The 15,128-nt window shown below is 70.3% G+C and carries 14 protein-coding genes; 1 reads left to right on the plus strand and 13 read right to left on the minus strand.

What is annotated here, in order from left to right:
* Positions 1 to 56: 56 nt before the first annotated feature.
* On the minus strand, positions 57 to 1,586 hold the full coding sequence (gene hflX, locus VPH61_RS10480; RefSeq protein WP_332063441.1) for a GTPase HflX: 1,530 nt from the start codon (positions 1,584 to 1,586) through the stop codon (positions 57 to 59).
* Between the two features lie 42 nt (positions 1,587 to 1,628).
* On the opposite strand from hflX, the gene VPH61_RS10485 reads away from it, so the two are divergent.
* Complete coding sequence (locus VPH61_RS10485; RefSeq protein ID WP_332063442.1) at positions 1,629 to 2,243, plus strand: class I SAM-dependent methyltransferase; 615 nt, start codon at positions 1,629 to 1,631, stop codon at positions 2,241 to 2,243.
* A 21-nt stretch (positions 2,244 to 2,264) separates the two neighbouring features.
* On the opposite strand, the gene dapF is transcribed toward VPH61_RS10485, so the two are convergent.
* The 12 genes from dapF to VPH61_RS10545 form a co-directional block, all read right to left on the minus strand.
* The gene (dapF, locus tag VPH61_RS10490) at positions 2,265 to 3,146 is read right to left on the minus strand and encodes a diaminopimelate epimerase (protein ID WP_332063443.1); all 882 of its coding nucleotides are present in this window, start codon (positions 3,144 to 3,146) and stop codon (positions 2,265 to 2,267) included.
* Between the two features lie 4 nt (positions 3,147 to 3,150).
* On the minus strand, positions 3,151 to 4,071 hold the full coding sequence (gene miaA / locus VPH61_RS10495) for a tRNA (adenosine(37)-N6)-dimethylallyltransferase MiaA (RefSeq protein ID WP_332063444.1): 921 nt from the start codon (positions 4,069 to 4,071) through the stop codon (positions 3,151 to 3,153).
* A 1-nt stretch (position 4,072) separates the two neighbouring features.
* A complete protein-coding gene (gene miaB, locus VPH61_RS10500; protein ID WP_332063747.1) occupies positions 4,073 to 5,659 on the minus strand; it encodes a tRNA (N6-isopentenyl adenosine(37)-C2)-methylthiotransferase MiaB in 1,587 nt (528 codons plus the stop codon).
* Positions 5,660 to 5,704: 45 nt separating this feature from the next.
* Positions 5,705 to 6,553: a RecX family transcriptional regulator gene (locus VPH61_RS10505; RefSeq protein WP_332063445.1), complete on the minus strand. Its 849-nt coding sequence runs from the start codon at positions 6,551 to 6,553 to the stop codon at positions 5,705 to 5,707.
* A 35-nt stretch (positions 6,554 to 6,588) separates the two neighbouring features.
* The gene (recA, locus tag VPH61_RS10510; protein WP_332063446.1) at positions 6,589 to 7,653 is read right to left on the minus strand and encodes a recombinase RecA; all 1,065 of its coding nucleotides are present in this window, start codon (positions 7,651 to 7,653) and stop codon (positions 6,589 to 6,591) included.
* 276 nt (positions 7,654 to 7,929) lie between these two features.
* Positions 7,930 to 8,175, minus strand: a complete 246-nt coding sequence (locus VPH61_RS10515) for a DUF3046 domain-containing protein (RefSeq protein ID WP_332063447.1) — start codon at positions 8,173 to 8,175, stop codon at positions 7,930 to 7,932.
* Positions 8,176 to 8,244: 69 nt separating this feature from the next.
* Complete coding sequence (locus tag VPH61_RS10520; protein ID WP_056013571.1) at positions 8,245 to 8,553, minus strand: helix-turn-helix domain-containing protein; 309 nt, start codon at positions 8,551 to 8,553, stop codon at positions 8,245 to 8,247.
* 146 nt (positions 8,554 to 8,699) lie between these two features.
* Positions 8,700 to 9,218, minus strand: coding sequence for a CinA family protein (locus VPH61_RS10525; protein ID WP_332063448.1), 519 nt, complete (start codon positions 9,216 to 9,218; stop codon positions 8,700 to 8,702).
* Between the two features lie 13 nt (positions 9,219 to 9,231).
* Complete coding sequence (pgsA, locus tag VPH61_RS10530) at positions 9,232 to 9,834, minus strand: CDP-diacylglycerol--glycerol-3-phosphate 3-phosphatidyltransferase (RefSeq protein WP_332063449.1); 603 nt, start codon at positions 9,832 to 9,834, stop codon at positions 9,232 to 9,234.
* A gap of 85 nt (positions 9,835 to 9,919) precedes the next feature.
* Complete coding sequence (locus VPH61_RS10535; RefSeq protein ID WP_332063450.1) at positions 9,920 to 12,829, minus strand: FtsK/SpoIIIE family DNA translocase; 2,910 nt, start codon at positions 12,827 to 12,829, stop codon at positions 9,920 to 9,922.
* A 119-nt stretch (positions 12,830 to 12,948) separates the two neighbouring features.
* A complete protein-coding gene (locus tag VPH61_RS10540) occupies positions 12,949 to 13,440 on the minus strand; it encodes a GNAT family N-acetyltransferase (protein ID WP_332063451.1) in 492 nt (163 codons plus the stop codon).
* An 87-nt stretch (positions 13,441 to 13,527) separates the two neighbouring features.
* On the minus strand, positions 13,528 to 15,126 hold the full coding sequence (locus VPH61_RS10545) for a collagen-binding domain-containing protein (protein WP_332063452.1): 1,599 nt from the start codon (positions 15,124 to 15,126) through the stop codon (positions 13,528 to 13,530).
* Positions 15,127 to 15,128: the final 2 nt, after the last annotated feature.

A 15,128-nucleotide genomic window follows, 5' to 3' on the forward strand; every position in this document is an offset into this window, starting at 1 on the left:
CGGTGCAGAGTGACGCCACGACTGTGACGCAGGGTGACGCAGGGTTGCGAGAAGCGTCAGCGACCGGCGGCAGTCGCCGAGAACTCCTCGAGCTGGCCGGCCAGTTCGGGCGAGGCGAGCGCACGAACGCGAGTGCCGTCTTCGTCGTACTCGATCGAGAGCACTCGACCGGTCTCGTGCAGCGTCGATACGACGTCGCCCCGGTCGTAGGGCACGAGCAGGTCGATCTCGATGGCGGGGTCGGGCATCATGCGCGCGATCGCCTCGAGCACCTCGGGGATGCCCTCCCCAGTGCGGGCGGAGGCGAAGATCGCGCCGGGTTCGAGACCGCGCAGCACGAGCCGGTCTTCGGGCGTCACGAGGTCGGCCTTGTTGAAGACGATGAGCTCGGGGATGTCGCGGGCACCGACCTCGCCGATCACATCGCGCACCGTGGCGATCTGGCCGGCCGGGTCGGGGTGGGCCGCGTCGACGACGTGCACGATGAGGTCGGAGTCGCCGACCTCCTCGAGCGTCGAGCGGAACGCCTCGACGAGCTGGTGCGGCAGATTGCGCACGAAGCCGACGGTGTCGGCGATCGTGTAGACGCGGCCGTCCGCCGTGGTGTTACGTCGCACGGTCGCGTCGAGCGTGGCGAACAGGGCGTTCTCGACGAGCACCCCGGCACCCGTGATGCGGTTCAGGATGCTCGACTTGCCGGCGTTCGTGTAGCCCGCGATCGCGACCGACGGCACAGCGTTGCGCTTGCGATTGGCTCGCTTGGCCTCGCGGGCCGGCTTCATGCCCGCGATCTGCTTGCGGAGCTTCGCCATGCGCGAGTGGATACGACGGCGATCGAGCTCGATCTTCGTCTCACCGGGGCCACGGGAGCCCATGCCCGCCCCGGCACCGCCGACCTGGCCACCGGCCTGTCGCGACATCGACTCGCCCCAGCCGCGCAGTCGCGGCAGGAGGTACTCGAGCTGGGCGAGTTCGACCTGCGCCTTGCCCTCGCGGCTCTTGGCGTGCTGGCTGAAGATGTCGAGGATCACGGCGGTGCGGTCGATGACCTTGACCTTGATCGCGTCTTCGAGCGCACGCCGTTGGCTCGGCGCGAGCTCGGTGTCGGCGACGACCGTGTCGGCGCCGAGCGAGGCGACGATGTGCCGGAGCTCCTCGACCTTGCCGCGGCCGAGGTAGGTGCTGGGGTCGGGGTGCGGCCGGCGCTGCAGCACGCCGTCGAGAACGCGCGCGCCAGCCGTCTCGGCGAGGGCGGCGAGTTCTCGCATGGAGTTCTCGGCCTCGTCTTGCGAGCCCTGCGAGTAGACGCCGATGAGCACGACGTTCTCGAGCCGCAACTGCCGGTACTCGACCTCGGTGACGTCTTCGAGCTCGGTGGAGAGACCGGCGACCCGGCGGAGACCGGCGCGAGCCTCGCGGTCGTACTGCTCGCCGTCGGTGTCGGAGCCGAACAGGTCGACCGAGTCGGGCGACATGAGCGCCTCGGCGGAATCCGATCCGAAGCGGGTCACCCCGGCCTTCGTCTCGGCGCCCTTGAGCACCCGCTCGACGGCGTCGTCTGCGGAGTTCTGTTCAGCGTCATTCATCGCGTTAACCCTAGTTCCCATCGCTGCGATAGGTTCCCCTGTATGGCCTCCGAGCATTACTTCTCCTCTCGTCCGGGCGGCGAGGCCACTCTCCGCACCATCACCGCAACCCTCGCCGGTCGCGAACTGACGCTCTCGACCTCGGGCGGCGTCTTCAGCCCCGAGCACCTCGACACCGGCACCCGCATCCTGCTCGATCGCGCCCCTGCACCGCCGGCGACCGGTGACCTGCTCGACCTCGGCTGCGGTTGGGGACCGATCGCGATCTCACTCGCGCTTCGGGCACCGGATGCCACGGTGTGGGCCGTCGACGTGAACGAACGCGCCCTCGACCTCGTGCGACGCAACACCGCACGCCTCGGCATCACCAATGTCAACGCGGTGCTGCCGGGCGATGTTCCCGCCGACGTGCGCTTCGCCGGCATCTGGTCGAACCCGCCCATCAGGGTGGGCAAGGCCGAGCTGCACGCCATGCTCGAGCACTGGCTCCCCCGCCTCGAAGACGACGCGAGCGCGTGGCTCGTCGTCGCGAAGCACTTGGGCGCGGAGTCGCTGCAGAAGTGGATCGCCGATGACCTCGGCCTCGACATCGACCGAGCGGCGCAGGACAAGGGCTTCCGGGTGCTCGAGGTGAGCGCCGCGGCATCCGCTCGCTGATCGCAGCCGCGCGCAGCGGCCTCAGGCGAGGCTGAGGACGCCGTCGAAGACGAGCTCGGCCGGACCCGAGAGCGCCGCGTGCTCGCCGTCGGCGGCCTGGAACATGCGCACGCCGAGCACGCCGCCCGGCACCTGCACCCGCCAGCGGTCGGGTGCGGCCTCCCCCGCCCAGTGGCGCACCGCGAGGGCGGAGGCCACGGCACCGGTGCCGCACGAGAGCGTCTCGCCCGAGCCGCGCTCGTGCACGCGCATGCGTATGCGGCCCACGCCGTCTTCGACGAGCGGCTCGGCCGGCACGACGAACTCGATATTGGCGCCCGCCTCGGGCTCGGGCTCGATGATCGGCTGGTAGGCGAGGTCGAGCCCGTCGAGCTCGTCGTCATCGGCCAGGGCGACGACGACATGCGGGTTGCCGACGTCGATGCCGAGACCGGGCCGGGCGACCGGCAGGCTCTTGCCGCGCACGAGCGGCTCGCCGCCGTCGAGACGCCAGACGCCGAGGTCGGCCTCGAACCCCGTCGCCGTGCGGCGCACCGTGCGAACACCGGCGCGGGTTCCGATCGCGATCTGGTCGTTCACGGCGAGGTCGACGAGCCCCTGGTCGATCAGGTAGCTCGCGAAGACGCGGATGCCGTTGCCGCACATCTCGGAGACGGTGCCGTCGGCGTTCCAGTAGTCCATGAACCACACAGCATGCGGGTCTTCAGCGAGCGACGCCGAGCCCGCGTCGAGGTTCGCCGAGCGCACAGCGCGGATGACGCCGTCGGCGCCGACCCCGAACCGGCGGTCGCACACCGCGGCGATCTGGGTCGGAGTGAGCTCCGACTCCCCCTCGGGGTCGCTGAAGAGCACGAAGTCGTTACCGGTGCCCTGGCCCTTGGTGAACCGCAGATCGAATGCCATCCGATCAGTCTATGGCTGCGATCCGGGCGAGTTCGGTGCCGCGTGCGACCGCGTCGTCGGCATCGACCGTGACGGCGTCGCGGTAGCGCTTGAACCAGCTCACCTGTCGCCGAGCATAGGTGCGGGTGAGCTGCTGCGTCTCGGCGATCGCCTCGGCCCGCGAGAGGCGGCCCGTGATCTCGCCGAGCGCCTGCGCGTACCCGATCGCCCTGCTCGCGGTCACGCCTCGCTCGATGCCCGCCGGGATCAGACCCCGCACCTCGTCGACGAGGCCGTCTCGCCACATGCCCTCGACGCGCTCGTCGAGGCGTTCGACGAGGGTCGCCCGTTCGCTCCGGAGGTGCACGATGCCGTGAGGGCGCCACGGAACGGGCTCGTCGGGCAGCCGCGCGGCCTTCGGCTCGCCGGTCACCTCGATGACCTCGAGGGCGCGCACGAGCCGGCGCCCGTTCTGCGCGTCGACGCTCGCGGCCGTCTCGGGGTCGATCCCGCGCAGACGCGCGTGGAGCAGGCCCGGGCCCTCTGCGGCGAGTTCGGCTTCGAGCCGCGCCCGCACCGCGGCATCCGTGCCCGGAAAGCGGAAGTCGTGGATGACCGACGAGACGTAGAGGCCCGAGCCGCCGACGAGCAGCGCCACGCCGTCGCGCGAGATCACCTCGTCGACGGCGGCGCGCGCCGCCGTCTGGTACGCGGCGACGGATGCCTCGTCGGCCACGTCGAGCACGTCGAGCAGGTGATGCGGCACGCCGCGGCGTTCGGCGGTCGGGAGCTTCGCCGTGCCGATGTCCATGCCGCGGTAGAGCTGCATCGCGTCGGCATTCACGACCTCGGCTTCGCGGCCGACCCTGCCGTGGGCTTCGGCGAGGTCGAGCGCGAACGCCGACTTGCCGGTGCCCGTCGCACCGACGACCGCGATGAGCGTCACGTCAGCGCTGGCCGTCGGCGGGGTCGTAGATGGGCATGGTGCCGACGCCCGGCGCAACGAGCGGCTCGGTGCCGCGCGCGCGAAGCGTCGGCAGTCCGAGCGAGACCCGACCGGCAGCGGATGCGGCGGCGGCACCGGGCGCCGCGGGCACGCCGCAACTCTCGGCTTGCATGCGATCCCACGCGTCGCCGGCACGCGTGCGGCGCACGCGGAGCGGCGAGTCGTCGAGCGAGTCGGCGATCAGGTGGAAGGGCGCCGCCTGGGTGATGGTCACGGAGATGACGTCGCCCGGGCGCGGCAGGTCGGAGCCGGCCGGCACCTCGAAGTGCACGAGGCGGCTGTCTTCGGCGCGCCCGCTCAGGCGGTGGGTCTCTGCGTTCTTCTTGCCGTCGCCGGTCGAGACGAGCACTTCGACGGGGTGGCCGATGAGGCGCTGGTTCTCCTCCCACGAGATACGGTCCTGCAGGGCCAGGAGTCGTTCGTAGCGCTCCTGCACGACCTCCTTGGGCACCTGGTCCTCCATCGTCGCCGCGGGCGTGCCCGGGCGGATGGAGTACTGGAAGGTGAAGGCCGAGGCGAACCGGGCCGCTTCGACGACGCGGAGCGTCTCTTGGAAGTCCTCTTCGGTCTCGCCCGGGAAGCCCACGATGATGTCGGTCGAGATCGCCGCGTTCGGGATGCGCGCGCGGACCCGGTCGAGGATGCCGAGGAACTTCTCGGAACGGTAGGAGCGGCGCATCGCCTTCAGCACCCGATCGGACCCGGACTGCAGCGGCATGTGCAGTTGCGGCATGACGCTCGGTGTCTCGGCCATCGCGTCGATGACGTCGTCGGTGAACGCGGCCGGGTGCGGGCTCGTGAAGCGGATGCGTTCGAGGCCGTCGATCTGCCCCGCGGCGCGCAGCAGCTTGCCGAAGGCCTGCCGGTCGCCGAACTCGACGCCGTAGGAGTTCACGTTCTGGCCGAGAAGCGTGATCTCCATGACCCCGTCGTCGACGAGCGCCTGGATCTCGGCGAGGATGTCGCCGGGCCTGCGGTCCTTCTCCTTGCCGCGAAGTGCCGGCACGATGCAGAAGGTGCAGGTGTTGTTGCAGCCGACCGAGATCGACACCCACCCGCTGTAGCTGGAGTCGCGTTTCGTGGGCAACGTCGACGGGAAGACCTCGAGGGAGTCGAGGATCTCGAGCTGCGCCTCGTCGTTGTGGCGCGCGCGCTCGAGCAAGCTCGGGAGGGCGCCCATGTTGTGCGTGCCGAAGACGACGTCGACCCACGGCGCCTTCTCGAGGATGACGTTCTTGTCCTTCTGGGCGAGGCAACCGCCGACGGCGATCTGCATGCCCTCGTGACGGCGCTTGACCGACGCGAGGTGGCCGAGGTTGCCGTAGAGCTTGTTGTCGGCGTTCTCGCGGACGGCGCACGTGTTGATGACCACGACGTCGGGCTCTGCGCCATCGGCGGGCACGTAGCCGGCGGCTTCGAGCGAGCCCGAGAGCCGCTCTGAGTCGTGGACGTTCATCTGGCACCCGACGGTGCGGACCTCGTACGTGCGCGGCGTCGTTGCCGCTTCGGCGAGCTGGTCGCCGCCCATCTCATCAGTGGAGACGTCGTGAATGGTGCTCATGATCGCACCAGTTTACGAGCCTTCGGCAGCGAGTGCCGCCGTCACCGCCTCGCGCACAACGTCACCCGGGTAGCCACGCCGCTGGAGGAACGCCGACAGGCGGCGCTCTGCCGTCTGCCGGTCGAGGCCGCGCAGCTGGCGGGCCCGCCGCTCGGCGACGGTGCGTGCGTTCTCGAGTTCGGTCTCGGGGTCGAGGTCTTCGACTGCCGCGCGAGCGAGCGCGTTGTCGACGCCGCGACGACCGAGCTCTTGCAGGATCGCCCCGCTGCCCCGGCCGCGGCGCACGCCGTGGCTGTGCACGACCTGCTCGGCGAGCTTCGCGTCGTCGAGGTAGCCGAGCCGCTCGTAGCGCTCGATCCACTCCTCGACCTCGACGTCGTCGAGCCCGTGCTCGACGAGCACCGCACGCACCTCGGAGACGGAGAGCGCCGAGCGCCGCAGCCGGGAGATCACGAGCCGGTCGATGCGCTCATCGCGCTCGGCCCCGGTCTCCTCGGGTTCGGAATCGTCAGACGACTCCGCCCAGCGGTCGCTGCGCGAGACCGAGCGAAGGCGACCACGGCCCCCGTCGGCCTTCCCGCCACTCCGCGAGGCCGCAGTAGACGGAGCCTCGGGTTCGACGGGCTCGATCGGCTCGACGGGGTCGGACGAAGGACGGCTCCGCGATGCCGGAGCGGGCGGCGCCTCCGGCACGTCGGACTGGGCCGCCGGACGGCTTCGCGCCGCCGCAACGGGCTGCGCCCCGGGATCGATCTGCTCGACCGGTGGACGACTCCGCCGTGCCGCAGCAGGCGAAGCCTCGGGCTTCGCCCATGGCAGGTAGGTGACCGGGGCGAGCCGTTCTGATGATGCGTCGCTCATGTCTGGCTCACCCCGGTCGTGTCGTAGTTCGGAACTCAGGCGCCCTTGCGCCCGAGCTTCGGTGCGATGGGCTCGACGTTCGCCGGAGCGGCAGCAGCGGCCGGCTGACCGACGCCCAGCTTCACGAGGATCTTCTGCTCGATGTCGGCCGCGATGTCAGGGTTCTGCAGCAGGAAGTTGCGGGCGTTCTCTTTGCCCTGCCCCAGCTGGTCGCCGTCGTACGTGTACCACGCACCCGACTTCTTCACGATCGCCTGGTCGACGCCGAAGTCGATGAGGCTGCCCTCACGCGAGATGCCGGTGCCGTACAGGATGTCGAACTCGGCCTGCTTGAAGGGCGGCGCCATCTTGTTCTTCACGACCTTGACCCGGGTGCGGTTGCCCACCGCCTCGGTGCCGTCTTTCATCGTCTCGATGCGACGGATGTCGAGCCGCACCGAGGCGTAGAACTTCAGCGCCTTGCCACCGGCGGTCGTCTCGGGGCTGCCGAAGAACACGCCGATCTTCTCGCGCAGCTGGTTGATGAAGATCATGGTGGTGTTCGTCTGGCTGAGCCCACCCGTGAGCTTGCGGAGTGCCTGCGACATGAGTCGGGCCTGGAGGCCGACGTGGGAGTCGCCCATCTCGCCCTCGATCTCGGCTCGGGGCACGAGCGCCGCGACCGAGTCGATGACGATGAGGTCGATGGAGCCGGAACGCACGAGCATGTCGGCGATCTCGAGCGCCTGCTCGCCCGTGTCGGGTTGGGAGACGAGCAGCGCGTCGATGTCGACGCCGAGCTTCTTCGCGTACTCGGGGTCGAGCGCGTGCTCGGCGTCGATGAACGCGGCGATGCCGCCGTTGCGCTGCGCGTTGGCGATGGCGTGGAGGGTCAGCGTCGTCTTACCCGACGACTCGGGGCCGTAGATCTCGATGATGCGGCCGCGCGGGAGACCGCCGATGCCGAGCGCGATGTCGAGGGCGATCGAGCCAGTGGGGATGACCTCGACGGGGGCGCGCTCTTCGCTGCCGAGGCGCATGACCGAGCCCTTGCCGAACTGGCGGTCGATCTGCGCGAGGGCGGTCTCGAGTGACTTCTCGCGGTCTGCTGCTGATGCCATGGGTGGGGCTCCTTCTTGCTCGATTGCGGCTGCCTCTAGGCTGTCGTTCCACGTTGCGGGCACTGACCGTTGGGTTCTGACCTGCGGTGTCTTGCGACAAGGCGTTTGCGGTGTGTTCCGTTGCATCGACCGTATGGTCGGCCACCGACATCCGTCGCCGATCTCGACGCGAATGTGGACAGCTGCACTGGAACTCCTGCTGTTGAGGAGCCTACCCCAGCCACCGAACGCATGTTCGAAGAAACGCCCGCGTGTCGAACACGCCTTCGGACGCGCCTACGGGTGTCGCGGCGTGCGTGTCTCCCCGGGCACCGGGCGGCCGGCGCCATGTCGACGCTCCTCCGGGACATCCGTCGCCTCGCAGAGGGCGAGCCACACCTCGCGCGGGCGCACCCCGGCGGCCAGCGCCTCGCGGGCCGTGCGGCCGCCGAGTGCGGTGAGCACGAGGTCGCCGACGATCGCGCCGCCGTAGCCGACGCCGAACTCCTCCGCGACCGCGGCCTGGAACTCGCTCTGCTTCACCGGATCACCTCTGGACAGACGATCGGCCGGTCCGAGGACCGGCCGATCTGTGTCGCATGTGCGGGGTCGTCAGCGGACCATCAGGTCGGCGTCGAACTCCGCCACGAGCTCGTCGGGCAGGCTGTCGGGCACCACGGAGAGGCCCTCGAGCACTGCGATGCGGTCGCCGACCTCGTGCATGATCACGGAGATGGGCGTATCGAGTGCGTCGGCGACGGAGGCGAGGATCTCGGAGGAGGCCTCTTTCTGGCCGCGCTCCACCTCGCTCAGGTAGCCGAGCGCGACGCTCGCCTTGGACGCGACCTGGCGAAGGGTACGGCCCTTCTGCAGGCGGAAGTCCCTCAGCACATCGCCGATCTCCTGTCGAACCAGGACCATCGGGAACCTCCTTCTCTCTGCCTGCGACTCCGCTAGGAGTCGGAAACGGGAGCGTCAGTCTAGCCGACTCTCCGTGCTTCCAATCTAGCGTTGCACACTGGGGCTTTCGTGTGAACCTGCCACATGTAACAGGGTGTTCACGAAGACTATTCCGGCTGATTCGGAGAAGATCCCTCGACGCGCGCGAATGCCGCCTCGATCGCGACCTGCACGGTCGCGGCGCGGATCTCGGCACGGCTGCCGGTCACGGAAAGCTCGATCGCCTCGACCGCACCGTCGAACGCGATGCCGACGAAGACGGTGCCCGGCGGCTTGCCGTCTTGATCGGTCGGCCCCGCGACCCCGGTGGTCGCGATGCCGAGCTCGGCCGGTCGGCCATCGACCACGAGCACGGTTCGCACGCGATCGGCCATCTGGCGGGCGACCTCGGGGTGCACGGCGCCCTCGGCCTCCAGCAGCTCGGCGTCGACTCCGAGCACCGACCGCTTCACCGAGGTGTCGTAGGCGACGACCCCGCCGCTCACCACGACGGATGCGCCGGGCACGCTCGTGAGCTCGGCGACCACGAGCCCGCCCGTCAGCGACTCGGCCACGGCGACCCGCAGCCCGCGCACGGTGAGCTCGGAGATGAGCCGGGCTGCCGGGTCTTCGGTGGCACGAGGCATCCTCTCGCCCGTCTCAGCTCGCGTCGCGAGGCGCGCGGGCGAGGCGTACAGCGTCGCGCACGTAGAGCAGACCCGACCAGAGGGTGAGCACCACGGCCGCGGTCATGAGCACGCCGTTGACCCAGAAGATCCAGTCGCCGACGACGGTCCAGAGCGGCACGAGCGCGAACGAGATGGCGACCGACTGCACGAGGGTCTTGAGCTTGCCACCGGATGACGCGGGCACGACGTTGCCGCGACGGAGCTCGACGAGGCGCCAGACCGTGATGCCGACCTCGCGGACGACGATGATCGCGGTGACCCACCACGGCAGCTCGCCGAGGATCGAGAGGCAGATGAGCGCGCCGCTCGTGAGGAGCTTGTCGGCGATCGGATCGAGGATCTTGCCGAGGTCGGTGACGAGCCCGCGCGAGCGCGCGATGTGGCCGTCGATGCCGTCGGTCGCGATCGCGAGGATGAAGAGGACGGCCGCTGCCCAGCGCAGCCAGCCGTCGGCTCCCGCGTCGGCGAGCAGCATCCAGAAGAAGACGGGCGCAGCGAGGATGCGGACGACGGTGATCGCGTTCGGAAGGTTCCAGTTCGCCGATCGCGCGGGGGTGCCGGCGGAAGAGGTCATGCCGCCAGACTACCGGCCGCGAGGCCGTGCGGAGCGGCCGGCGATCATGTCGGCAGGGCTGCCGGGGCGGCGGCCCGGTCGCAACTCAGTCGCGGCCGGTGAGGCCCCAGGCGTCTTCATCGGTGTCGCCCTCGACCTCGGGAAGGCCCTCGCTCATGCGGGCGACGGGGTCGTCGTAGCGCGCGTCGGGGGCGTCGTACGCCTCGGTCGGTGCGATGCCGCCGCCGAGCGGGCCGGTCTGCGCCGGAGCAGGCGCCTGTGCCGCAGCGGCGGCCGGCGTCGGTCGCGCTGCCGGAGCAGCGGCCGGCTCCTCGCCGCGGAGGCGCGCGAGCACGCCCGGCAGCTGCTCGGCGGTCACGAGCACGTCGCGCGCCTTCGAGCCCTCAGACGGGCCGACGATCTCGCGCGACTCGAGCAGGTCCATGAGACGCCCGGCCTTCGCGAAGCCCACGCGGAGCTTGCGCTGCAGCATCGATGTCGAGCCGAACTGGGTCGACACGACGAGCTCGGCGGCGGCGAGGAGCAGCTCGAGGTCGTCGCCGATGTCGGAGTCGATCTCCTTGCGGGGTGCGGATTCCGCGACATCCTGCCGGTACTCGGGACGAGCCTGACGGGTGACGTGCTTCACGACCCGCTCGATCTCGTCTTCGCTCACCCAGGCGCCCTGCACGCGGATCGGCTTGGATGCGCCCATCGGCAGGAAGAGCGCGTCGCCCTGGCCGATGAGCTTGTCGGCGCCGGGCTGGTCGAGGATGACGCGGGAGTCGGTGACGCTCGTGACCGCGAAGGCGAGTCGCGACGGCACGTTGGCCTTGATGAGGCCCGTGACGACGTCGACCGACGGGCGTTGCGTGGCGAGCACGAGGTGGATGCCGGAGGCGCGGGCGAGCTGCGTGATGCGAACGATCGAGTCCTCGACGTCGCGCGGAGCGACCATCATGAGGTCGGCGAGCTCGTCGACGACGACGAGCAGGTACGGGTAGGGCTTGAGCTTGCGCTCGGAGCCGGCCGGCAGCACGATCTCGCCGCCCACGACAGCCTTGTTGAAGTCGTCGATGTGGCGGAAGCCGAACGACGCGAGGTCGTCGTACCGCATGTCCATCTCCTTCACGACCCACGAGAGCGCCTCGGCGGCCTTCTTCGGGTTCGTGATGATGGGCGTGATGAGGTGGGGCACGCCCGCGTACGGGGCGAGCTCGACGCGCTTCGGGTCGATGAGCACCATGCGCACGTCGGAGGGCTTCGCCCGCATGAGAAGGCTCGTGATCATTGAGTTCACGAAGCTCGACTTGCCGGAGCCCGTGGAGCCGGCGACGAGCAGGTGCGGCATCTTCGCGAGGTTCGCGACGACGTAGCCGCCGCCGACGTCTTTGCCGACGCCGATCGTCATGGAGTGCGTCGCGTTCGCGGCGTTGCCCGAGCGCAGCACGTCGCCGAGGGTCACGATCTCACGGTCGGCGTTCGGGATCTCGATGCCGATCGCGCTCTTGCCCGGGATCGGCGAGAGGATGCGCACCTCGTTCGAGGCGACGGCGTACGCGAGGTTCTTCGACAGCGCCGTGACACGCTCGACCTTCACGCCCGGGCCGAGCTCGATCTCGTACTGGGTCACGGTCGGGCCGCGAGAGAAGCCGGTGACCTTCGCATCGACGCCGAACTGCTCGAGCACTCCAGTGATCTGGCGCACGACGTCGTCGTTGGCCTGCGAGCGCTTCTTCGCAGGGGCGCCGGCCGCGAGCGTGGACGCCGCGGGGAGGCTGTAGGGGCGATCGGGTTCGGATGCCGCCTCCGCATCGAACTCAGACGCCTCTGCGGCGCCGGCTCCCGGCAGACCCGCCGCATCGCCCGCGAGGTCGAACGCCGCGAGCACGTTCGTGGCCCCGGCGTCGTCGCCGCGGAGCCCGGTGCCACCGCGCGGCACGTCGCCCGTGAACTGCTGCAGCGCCGACTCGGCGCGCTCGAGGTCGCCGATCACCTCGGTGTTGTAGCTCGGCTGGCCGACACCCTCGAGCGGCGTCTCGAAGCTGCCGGCGGCCGACCCCGCCCCGAACACCTCGGTGAGGCCTTCGACACCCGGCGCCTCGAACGCCGGGTCCTCTTCACGGTTGGAGTCGTTGCGGCGCCACCAGGGCAGCATTCCACCCTTCGGCTCCTCGTCGTCGCCGGCGCCGAGGGCGTCGATGCCATCGAGTTCGGTCTGCACCGACTTCTTGCGCTCGCGCTTCGTGGGCTTCGGGCCGACCTCGGTGACGGGTTCGTCGTGGGTCGCGCCGAAGAGCCATTCGTAGAGCTCGCGGAAGCGTGCAGGGATGCGGTTCGGCGGGGTCTTCGTGATGATGAGCAGCGAGAGCAGCAGGATCACGATGACCACGGCCGTCGCGCCCGCCTCGGTGATGAGGACAGTGAGCGGCGCCGCGACCATCCAGCCGAGGATGCCGCCGGCGCGGGCGAGCACGGCCATGCCCTCGCGCGGCTCGGGCTGGCCGCCGAAGATGTTGCAGAGCGCCGAGACGGTCAGGAGCAGGAGAGCCAGCCCGATGCCGATGCGCGTGTTGTCGTGCACGGAACTCGGGTGCCGGAACAGCCAGACCGCGAAGATCAGCATGACGACGGGCAGGGCGAAGGCCACGCGGCCGAAGAGGAGGCCGAAGGTCCACGAATCGAGGGTCTGGGCGATGGGCTCGTTGATGAGGAACCACTCGACGACGGCGCCGATGATCGCGAGCACCACGATGAAGAAGGGCAGTCCGTCGCGGCGCTCCTCCTTCGAGAGCGTCTCGGGCCCGAGCGCGCGGGCGGCCCCGCCGGTCAGGTGCGCGAGACCCATCCACGCGCGCACGAAGAGATTCGGGCGCTCCGGTGCTGCGGGCGCCTTCTTCGTCGCGGTTGCGCGAGTGCTCGCGGCCGGCAGCTTCTTCGTGGGCGCGGTGCGGGAACTCGAAGCACGCGAGGACGCGCCCGAGGCACGCCCGTTCGACCTGGTGCTCGTAGCCATGCTGACAAGGCTACGGCCGCGCGCCGTCACTGGGCGACAGCCCGGCGCGAGTGTTCGCGATCCGCGCCACCCTCGCAGATGCCGGGATCGGCGCGATCAGCGGGCACGAGCGACCGAGCTCAGGCCAGCGAACGCACCATCGTGTCTCGTCCGGCCGCCGAGGCGACGACCGTGTACCCCTCCGACCGGTACAGCGAGACGGCGAAGTTGCCGTGCTCGACGCTCAGGGCGAGGCGGGCGAATCCGGCGTCTCGTGCCGTCTCGGCGAGCGAGCGCATCAGTGCGCGGCCGACCCCCTGGGCACGCCAGAGCGGCCGCACGCCGATGATGAGCTCGGGCACGCCGACCGCGACGAAGCCGTGGGCCGCGGCATCGGCGGCGAAGAGCCGGTACCAAGCGGCCCCGACCGGCCTGCCATCGCCGTCGAGCGCGACGACGCCGCGGTCGGCGGGGCGCTGCCAGCCGGCGATGTAGCCGCGAGAGGCGGGGTCGGCGAGCACCGTCGGTCGCGGTCGGGTACCGCCCGCCCGCCAGTTCGCGGCCTCGACCACCATGTCGGCGAGGAACGAGCCGTCATCGGGAGTGGCCGGCCGCACGCTGAATGCCGCCATGGCCGGATGCTATGCCCGGCGTGTTACGCCGGTGTTTCGCCGTCGACATTGGGCGTCGTCCGTGCGCGCTCCGACCTGGAGTCGGGATCAGGCCCGGACGCCGCGACGCAGCCTGAACCCCACGCCGGCGGCGATCAGGAGTGCGGCGATGGCCAGCGCCCAGCCCGGATCGGCACCGGATTCCGCAAGCCCGCTGGGTGTCGGCGAGGGAGTCGGGCTGGGTGTCGGCGCCGGCGGCACGAGCTGCGCCGCGTTCGCGAGCCCGACCTCGATCGTGGCCGAGCCGTCGGCGACGAAGCTGACGGAGCCGTCAGCGGCGGGGGTCAGCACCTCGCCGTCGACCGACCATACCGGCGACCCCCAGACGACGCCGTCGATCTCCGGCAGCACCGGCTCGGCGAGCACTACCGTGGCGCCCGTCGGAACGTCCATTCCGGCCGGCACCCCCGGACTGACGACGAGCGGGCCCTGCGCGATGCCGTCGACCGTGACGGCGACCGTGAACGCCGCATCAGCGGGAACAGCGGATGCCGCATCGCCCGTGATCGACTTCGTCACCTCGAAGCGGGTCACATCCTGCGCGATGCAGGGCAGAACCCCTTGGAACAGGTAGGCATGGGTCTCGCCGCTCCCGGTCTCCGTCGTCACGTTGCGGCCGAGGATCTGGCCCTGGGCGGGCGAACCGAACACGCTGAGGTCCGCCTCGGGTCCGTAGAGCGAGCCGTCGATGCGGCCGTTCGCCGCCTGGATCGTGATCGGACCGGTGAACTCCGACAGGTCGTACATGATGTACCGTTCGAAGCCGCTGTCGACGAACGGGGCGTTCACCACCGTGGTGCCGGCCGGCACGCGGACGACGATCGGGTTCTGCGCTCCCGGCTGGGGGCCGTCTGCCGCGAACTCCACCTGTTGCACCCCGAGATCCTGGTACTCGACGACGTTCGGCTGATCCGCGGAGAGGCCGGTGAGCACGAGGCGACCGCCGGAGAGTTCCTGGATCGTCGGGAAAGCGGCGATGCCGGTTGCGGGGTCGGCGACCTCGGCCAGGCATTGCGCCGCCTCGTCGTACGTCCAGGTCATCTCGGCCTCGACGTAGTCGGCGACATTCGGGAGTTCGGTGTAGGTCGCATCCTCCGCGGCCTCGACGGTCGTGAACGGCATCGCGCGGATGTCGATCAGGGGCGGCGTGTCCTCCCCCGCTGCCGCGAGCCGGTACCGCGTGAAGTCGCCGCGCCCGGCGAAGGTGAAGGCATCGTCCGGTTGCGTGACCTTCAGCACTCCGAGGTCTTCGGGATCGCTCGTGCCGGCGTTGGTGATCGCCACACGGCCGTCGCTCGACTCGTCGTACGCGCCGATGAGCAGTCGTGTCGGATCACCGTCGACGACGGGAACCGAGTAGTCGCCGGTGCCGGTGACGACGTGGGCGATCGCGTACTCGGATCCGCCGCGCGCACGGAAGGTGTCGCCCGCCGCAACGGACCCTTCGGTCTCCGAGCCGTTGAGGGTGACGTCTTCACGCCCGTAGACGCTGTAGCCGCCGGCCGCGACGAACGGATTGAACTCGTCTGGGATGACTGCCGCCGCGGGCGTCGCGGCGGCGCCTGCGCCGAGCGCGAGGGCTCCGGCGACCAGCAGGGCCGCGACGGCGCGAGCGCGCGAACGTGTCGAATGCCGTTCGGGTTGCATTC

Origin of the sequence: Agromyces sp. CCNWLW203, assembly GCF_036576125.1 — a bacterium.
Classification (GTDB): Bacteria; Actinomycetota; Actinomycetes; order Actinomycetales; family Microbacteriaceae; genus Agromyces.

What these genes read in the sequence shown, in the direction of transcription:
- hflX (WP_332063441.1), bottom strand. Translation starts at nt 1,586, where the DNA reads ATGAATGACGCTGAACAGAACTCCGCAGACGACGCCGTCGAGCGGGTG.
- VPH61_RS10485 (WP_332063442.1), top strand. Translation starts at nt 1,629, where the DNA reads ATGGCCTCCGAGCATTACTTCTCCTCTCGTCCGGGCGGCGAGGCCACT.
- dapF (WP_332063443.1), bottom strand. Translation starts at nt 3,146, where the DNA reads ATGGCATTCGATCTGCGGTTCACCAAGGGCCAGGGCACCGGTAACGAC.
- miaB (WP_332063747.1), bottom strand. Translation starts at nt 5,659, where the DNA reads ATGGGCGGCGACCAGCTCGCCGAAGCGGCAACGACGCCGCGCACGTAC.
- VPH61_RS10505 (WP_332063445.1), bottom strand. Translation starts at nt 6,553, where the DNA reads ATGAGCGACGCATCATCAGAACGGCTCGCCCCGGTCACCTACCTGCCA.
- recA (WP_332063446.1), bottom strand. Translation starts at nt 7,653, where the DNA reads ATGGCATCAGCAGCAGACCGCGAGAAGTCACTCGAGACCGCCCTCGCG.
- VPH61_RS10520 (WP_056013571.1), bottom strand. Translation starts at nt 8,553, where the DNA reads ATGGTCCTGGTTCGACAGGAGATCGGCGATGTGCTGAGGGACTTCCGC.
- VPH61_RS10525 (WP_332063448.1), bottom strand. Translation starts at nt 9,218, where the DNA reads ATGCCTCGTGCCACCGAAGACCCGGCAGCCCGGCTCATCTCCGAGCTC.
- pgsA (WP_332063449.1), bottom strand. Translation starts at nt 9,834, where the DNA reads ATGACCTCTTCCGCCGGCACCCCCGCGCGATCGGCGAACTGGAACCTT.
- VPH61_RS10535 (WP_332063450.1), bottom strand. Translation starts at nt 12,829, where the DNA reads ATGGCTACGAGCACCAGGTCGAACGGGCGTGCCTCGGGCGCGTCCTCG.
- VPH61_RS10540 (WP_332063451.1), bottom strand. Translation starts at nt 13,440, where the DNA reads ATGGCGGCATTCAGCGTGCGGCCGGCCACTCCCGATGACGGCTCGTTC.
- VPH61_RS10545 (WP_332063452.1), bottom strand. Translation starts at nt 15,126, where the DNA reads ATGCAACCCGAACGGCATTCGACACGTTCGCGCGCTCGCGCCGTCGCG.